This is a genomic window from Affinundibacterium seohonense (assembly GCF_014284305.1).
GTDB classification, from domain to species: domain Bacteria; phylum Pseudomonadota; class Gammaproteobacteria; order Burkholderiales; family Burkholderiaceae_D; genus Undibacterium; species Undibacterium seohonense.
This window is the reverse complement of the sequence record NZ_JACOFW010000029.1, coordinates 43,536-50,046: the sequence shown is the minus strand read 5'-3', so window position 1 is coordinate 50,046 and position 6,511 is coordinate 43,536. Positions and strand designations below refer to the sequence as shown.

Sequence of the window (6,511 nt, the reverse complement as noted above, 5' to 3'; positions counted from 1 at the left end):
CTTCATTATTTCTTGAAAATTGGTTATTCTAAACATGTTGCAGGTTTGGTTTTTTAGTCGGCAAACCGAGGTTAACACTCGTAAACCAATCCCTGCAACACCCTACAGCTTAGTCAAGCAAATTATTCCGGACACTAGTGTGCCTGCGCAGGAATGACAACTTGCAGCGCCTCGGTAGTTTAATTTCTTAAATCGACTTAGTACTAAATATCAAAACTAATTCCCTGTGCTAAAGGCAAAGAATGGCTGTAATTGACCGTATTGGTAGAACGGCGCATATACGCTTTCCACGCATCCGAGCCTGATTCACGACCACCGCCTGTATCTTTTTCACCGCCAAATGCACCGCCGATTTCTGCGCCGGATGGGCCGATGTTGACGTTGGCAATGCCGCAATCGCTGCCGACGTCAGACATAAACAATTCGGCTTCGCGCATGTCGGTGGTGAAAATGCTGGAGGACAAGCCTTGTGGTACTTCATTGTTCCAGTTAATTGCTTGTTGTAAATCGGTATAGCGCACGATGTACATAATCGGTGCAAAGACTTCGTGGTGCATGTGTGCAGTCTGCGTTGGCATTTCTACGATCGATGGACGCACGTAGTAACCAGCCTCAGAGCCAGCGACCATCACACGTTCACCACCAAATACTTCGCCTTGATCCGCTTTTGCTGCGTTCAGCGCAGTTTGCATAGCTTCGTATGCGGCTTGATCAACTAGTGGACCAATCAAGGTGGATTTCTCTAGTGGATTGCCAATCGGCAGACCAGCGTAAATCTTTTTTAAACGTGGCACGATGGTGTCGTAAATACTGTCATGAACAAATAAGCGGCGCAAAGTGGTGCAACGCTGACCAGCAGTGCCGACGGCGGAGAAGGTAATCGCGCGTACCGCCATTTCCAAATCAGCACTTGGTGCGACGATCATAGCGTTATTGCCGCCTAGTTCTAAGATGGTGCGTGTCAAACGTTTGGCACATACTTCAGCCACTTGGCGTCCCATACGCGTACTTCCAGTGGCAGATACTAAGGCGACGCGTTTGTCTTCCACCATTTGCGCTCCGGTGTCGCGGGCGCCGATAATCAATTCGGCTAAACCTTCTGGTGCATCATTGCCAGTGGCATTAAAACGTGCGACCGCTTTCATAAACAAAGCGTGGGTTGCGACTGCGGTTAATGGTGTTTTTTCTGATGGTTTCCAGGTCACGCTATTACCGCACACGAAGGCGAGTGCGGCATTCCAAGCCCATACCGCGACAGGGAAGTTAAAAGCGGAAATGACGCCCACTACACCGATAGGATGCCAGACTTCCATCATGCGATGTCCCGGACGCTCAGAGGCGATCGTCAAGCCGTACAACTGGCGGGATAAGCCAACCGCGAAGTCGCAGATATCAATCATTTCTTGGACTTCGCCCAAACCTTCTTGCAAAATTTTGCCAGCTTCTAAAGTCACGATTTGACCCAAAGCCGCTTTGTGTGTGCGCAGCTCTTCACCGAATAAACGAATAACTTCACCACGGCGTGGTGCCGGTACTTTGCGCCAATCCAAAAAAGCGGCGTGGGCGCGATCAATTTTTTTGGTAACTTGTTCTGTATTGTCTGCACGTAGGTTTGCAAGGGGCAAGCCATTGATTGGTGAAATACTAGGAATGTCATTTCCTTGATAGTCAGCCAAATTAATCCCGAGTTCGGTTAGTAAATGGTGGATGTTGGATGTCATAGCGGTCAATTATTATTGGTAGTGAGATGAATGCAAAGTGTAGCTTGATTGTAGTGTAGCCAATTCAGATAGAGTGAACAAAGGACATAAAGTTATGACTTGGTGAAGAAAAGGAATAAAACTTCACGCTTCGCGATTTGTCACAAGACTTCTTGTTTGTAAGGCACTCGACCAGTCGGCACAACGCTAGACGCATGCATACAATGTCCATGTTGATCATCAAAGAACATATGCGGTTTAAATGCCGCCAGCACAGCAGATTTATTCACTCCACCCATAAAGAAGGTTTCATCAATCGCGATATTCCAAGCGCGTAAAGTACGTATCACACGTTCGTGCGCGGGCGAAGAGCGTGCCGTGACTAAGGCGGTACGTAATGGCAGAGCGCGACCGTCTGGCGCTTTGAAATTATTTTGAATATACGATAGCGCCACTAGCAAGCGGGCGAATGGGCCTTCAGGTAAAGGCTTTTTCGCATTCTCACGCTCGTGCTGCTCAAAGGCTTCTATGCCTTGTGATTGGTAGATTTTTTCCGCTTCATCGGAAAAAATCACGGCATCACCGTCAAATGCAATGCGGATTTGCTCTAAGTCCGCGACATTTTCAGCCAATTGATACAGCAGTGCCGATGCGATGCCTGCATTGATCGCAGCTTGCACGTCGTCCTCATGCAAAGACAAAAACAGGCTGACATTAAATGCTTGTAAGTACGAAGACAACGATGCACCGCCCGCCAAAACCGCACGGCTAATATCTAAGCCGTAATGGGCAATTGAGTTGAATATACGCAAAGACGTTTCAGACGAATTGCGCGACATGATGACGACTTCGACTAGTCTTTGCCCGGGCGTTAGCTGATTGAGTTTTAATAAAGCTTTGACTAAGGCGAAACCAGAGCCGGGTTTGAGAATTTCATTTTCATGTGCTAATTGATGCTGGCGATAAGCGTCCAATCCTTGTTGCTGGAAAATCGCTTCCTCTGCTTCTAAGTTAAACAAGGCACGCGATGAAATCCCAATAACCAATAATTTGTCGAGTGAGTAAGGCATGTTTGTAGGGTCTTAAGCTGAGGGGAGAATGGTGTTTAGGCGCGAAATCAGTAGGTCAATTTCTTCTACCGTATTGTAGTGGGCAATCGAGACTCGCACGACACCTCCGTATTGTTGCAGATCCAAAGCCTCGATCAAATGACGCGCATAAAAATCACCAAAACGTATGCCGATGTTGAATTGATCGATGTGTTTGACGATCGTTTCCGATTGCGTATTCTCTACGACAAAACTAATCGTTGGTACACGGGTGGCGTCGCCTTCATGAACTTCGCGCATTCCTATGATGCGCACACCGGATTTCGAATTCAAGAAATCCAGCAGTCTTTGCGCGAGATAGTTCTCGTGCGCTTCAAATTTATCAAACGCGTATTGCATTAATTGACGACGGCTACCGCTGCCACCGAAGCGTTCACCCATATCAACTAAATAATCGGCAATTCCCTGACAACCATACGATAATTCAAAATTCACATTTCCCGGTTGCAGCTTGTAGGGTAGATTATCTTCGGCGATAAAAAAATGATTCAAATTCGCGAGCCCAAGCAAGAGTTCGAATTTGCCCCACAACACAGCATAGTGCGGACCGAATACTTTATAAAAACTGAAGACCACAATATCAGCACCACTGGCTTGCACGTCAACCAAACGATGCGGCGCATAGGCCACTGCATCGACGCAGACCCGACCGCCAACAGCATGCACACGACGCGCGACTTCGGCAACCGGGTTGATGGTGCCGAGCACATTTGAGGCAAAGGTCATCGCCAACCATTTGGTGTTGATGCTTAATAATTTTTCTAAATCGTCCAAGTCGAGTTGCAATGTTTGTGGATTGACTTGCCAGATTTTGATGATGGCTCCAGCTTGTTGCAGGCGTTTCCACGCACCGATATTCGCTTCGTGATCGGTGTTGGTAAGGATGATTTCATCGCCTGCTTGTATTCCAGGAAGGATAGCTTGTATCAATTGAAACATCAGGCCTGTCGTCGAGCCGCCCATCACGACTTCGCGATCATCCGTTGCATTGATGAGTTCAGCGACAGCTTTTCTAGCCTCCAAGACTCTTGTGCTGGCAAGGCTAGAAGTCGAATAAGTAGCGCCCAGTTGCACGCTGCTTGTTAACAAATAGTCGTGAATTCGATCTGCGACCAATTTCAAGACTTGAGAACCACCAGCGTTATCAAGAAAAATACATTGATTTGGAATTTGAAGTGCGGGAAATGCAGCGCGTACGGCGCTGATTTCGTTTGAGGATAGAGCTTGCATGTGCGTGTCGATGCCAGAGTGGGAACGGGCATAAACATACCATGATTCCGATACCTAATGGAACCAAAGTCGGTATCGGTTGAGGGATAGAGCCAGAGGTGCGGTCATACGTAATCACCTGCGAATAGACATTCAGTTGATGCCGAAATCAATGGCGAAATCGATTGATTATCCAGCCTGTCCATCGGCTCTCGCGTTGATATAGATCGGCAACATCAATCCAACCCAAGTCAATAATAGTAGCAGCCAGATGGCGGCCGAAATGCTCATCATGTGCGGAATCGTCGTCACACTGGCAGCAACGCGCAGCAAGGCTGCAACATGCAATGCTAGATAAATCGTCCATAATAGATTATTCACTTGCAGAGGGCGGCCGCTATGCCCAAAACTCACGCGGCTAACAAAACCGACTAACATCGTTCCCATGAAACCTAGGGCTAAGGCATGCACCATCGTCGAGCCTATTTGTGCGCCAAAAGCACTAGCCGCTTGCAATGCAAAAACAATCGCAAGCCAGGCAAATGATAAGTGCAACATCGCCAATAAGCGATTTTGCAAACTGCGGAATAGACCCCAGCGCCATGAGGTATTGGCGAAACTAAAACTGAGCAAAGTGGCAATCAATGCTTCGATCAGATGCGCGCCAAAGATACCTGCAATCGCCAAGCCCCAACAAGCAGCGATCCAAGACCCCAGCAACCAGTAAGGGCGCCACATGGCATAGGGTTTGATCACATTGCTGCTAAAGAAGGGCAACATGCGATGACATACGGTCAAAAACACCGGCAACAAAAAGGCAAAAAAGGCAAGTTGACGTGCTGCAATCCAAGCAAGGTTGAGACCCGCGCTCCATAAAAACGCGGAGAATATAGCCAACACGCCACCCGTCATGGCCAGCAATAAAGCCTGCGGATGTCGTTTGTCTTTGACCTGGCTATGGATGATTAAGCGCGCCCAACGCAAAGTCACCGCACACCAAGCCGCTAACATCAAGGCAAAGCCCGACATACGCAAAGGTGGCAATTCCAAAGTGGAAGCGATCAACACCAACACCAAGCCCCCGAAATAAGTGCCGCCATGTAGTAAGAAATTATGCGGCGGTTCATCCACCGTCAACCACTTTGGTCCAGCGGTGAAAGTGAAACCTAAAATGAACAAAGGAAATACACCCAAAGGCATCAATAAAGCATGTAAAGGCACCGCCAAGCTACGACCGCTTTGTACATGCAACCACCACCATGAAAATAGAATCAAGACGGCAATGGCACCTAGAAAAAAATACAGGCGGTGAGGGGCGAGGGCTAGGCGTTTCATGACAGTCTCTTGAGGCTAGGATGATACAAATAGAATGGCGATCAGCATAATCTTAAATGCGCCGTCGAATTTTGATAGAGAACAAGATGGATGTTGAAAGTCTAGTCCTGAAGCGATGATGTGTTAGCGAATGCGTGATCTGGATGTAGAAAAACTAGATACTTATCAAGTTTTGATTGGGATTTGAATATTTTTATCAATTTAAACTGATAAGACAGTTCGATTGAGGTGCGGGCGATGGAAATTTCTGCAAAAATAGACTACCTATTACTTAAAATCGCGATCAGCTAATTGCTTTAATTTACCGTTTTTCTCAAGCGTAGCGATACCTTTATTGAGCATTTCTAAAATTTTCTTTGCATTAGGATGTCGTTTGCTGATGGCGAAATGTAAGGGGAGTTGCTGTGTTTCGGGGAGCACCAAGATCTTATAGTGTGCGGCGTCGAAAGGCGCCACGCCAATTTTCGATAAACCAAGGAATACTTCCTTCATGTCAACAACAATTTCACAATGTCCACGATCGATTTTTCGAATCAAGCTCAAATAGTTGGTAGCTCCACTTTCGATTTGAGAAGCGGCACTTCCAACGTAGGATGTGGCAGCACCATGCAGGCTGCAGACTTTATATTGGCTGAGATCCCTGAGTGTTGTGATCGGTGCTTGAGCGAAGCGCTGACGCGCAAAAAAGTATGCCGGGGTTAGGTTAAAGTAAGGCCGAGAAAAATAAAATTTTTGTTCGCGCTCTGGTGTTCTAAAACTGGACATAATTAAGTCGCTTCCCTGCAAGGATTCTACTTCCGACATGCAACGAGCCCAAGGACGTAGTTTGAACTCAGGAGTAGGCTTTAAGAAAATTTCTTTTAATACCTGTACGGAAAGACCCTGTATGGATTTTGTTTCTTCAGAAATATACGACATCGGCGGCCAATTACTATCGCCACCGCATGCTCGGATAGGCTCTAAAGCGTGACAACTGCCTGTGAACAAAAGTAGAAATAAGCTTTTTAAGAGGGACTGCCGCATGGGGAATTGCCTTGATTTATTTCGTGTCAAATGCAATTTATCACAGTTTTGGCAAGCTTGGATAGAACAAGTGAACTGCAAAATACGCGGAAAATATCGAGAAAAGGACCTAAAAACAGGGGAGGAGTGATCATG

At 46.9% G+C, this 6,511-nt stretch carries 5 protein-coding genes; all 5 read right to left on the bottom strand.

The genetic code is table 11. The annotated features are described in order from the left end of the window. Positions 1-203 precede the first annotated feature (203 nt). Complete coding sequence (gene amaB / locus H8K52_RS18275; protein ID WP_186924349.1) at positions 204-1,721, bottom strand: L-piperidine-6-carboxylate dehydrogenase; 1,518 nt, start codon at positions 1,719-1,721, stop codon at positions 204-206. Positions 1,722-1,861: 140 nt separating this feature from the next. Then, a complete protein-coding gene (locus H8K52_RS18270) occupies positions 1,862-2,770 on the bottom strand; it encodes a 5'-nucleotidase (RefSeq protein ID WP_186924348.1) in 909 nt (302 codons plus the stop codon). A 12-nt stretch (positions 2,771-2,782) separates the two neighbouring features. Beyond that, the gene (locus tag H8K52_RS18265; RefSeq protein ID WP_186924347.1) at positions 2,783-4,039 is read right to left on the bottom strand and encodes a cysteine desulfurase-like protein; all 1,257 of its coding nucleotides are present in this window, start codon (positions 4,037-4,039) and stop codon (positions 2,783-2,785) included. A 168-nt stretch (positions 4,040-4,207) separates the two neighbouring features. Beyond that, positions 4,208-5,353 (bottom strand): NnrS family protein, encoded by a 1,146-nt coding sequence (locus H8K52_RS18260; protein ID WP_186924346.1) that lies wholly within the window; start codon positions 5,351-5,353, stop codon positions 4,208-4,210. 267 nt (positions 5,354-5,620) lie between these two features. Next, a complete protein-coding gene (locus tag H8K52_RS18255; RefSeq protein ID WP_186924345.1) occupies positions 5,621-6,376 on the bottom strand; it encodes a substrate-binding periplasmic protein in 756 nt (251 codons plus the stop codon). Positions 6,377-6,511: the final 135 nt, after the last annotated feature.

Excerpts from the sequence above, each read along its gene's own strand:
- amaB (WP_186924349.1), bottom strand. The coding sequence starts at position 1,721 with ATGACATCCAACATCCACCATTTACTAACCGAACTCGGGATTAATTTG.
- H8K52_RS18255 (WP_186924345.1), bottom strand. The coding sequence starts at position 6,376 with ATGCGGCAGTCCCTCTTAAAAAGCTTATTTCTACTTTTGTTCACAGGC.
- H8K52_RS18270 (WP_186924348.1), bottom strand. The coding sequence starts at position 2,770 with ATGCCTTACTCACTCGACAAATTATTGGTTATTGGGATTTCATCGCGT.
- H8K52_RS18265 (WP_186924347.1), bottom strand. The coding sequence starts at position 4,039 with ATGCAAGCTCTATCCTCAAACGAAATCAGCGCCGTACGCGCTGCATTT.
- H8K52_RS18260 (WP_186924346.1), bottom strand. The coding sequence starts at position 5,353 with ATGAAACGCCTAGCCCTCGCCCCTCACCGCCTGTATTTTTTTCTAGGT.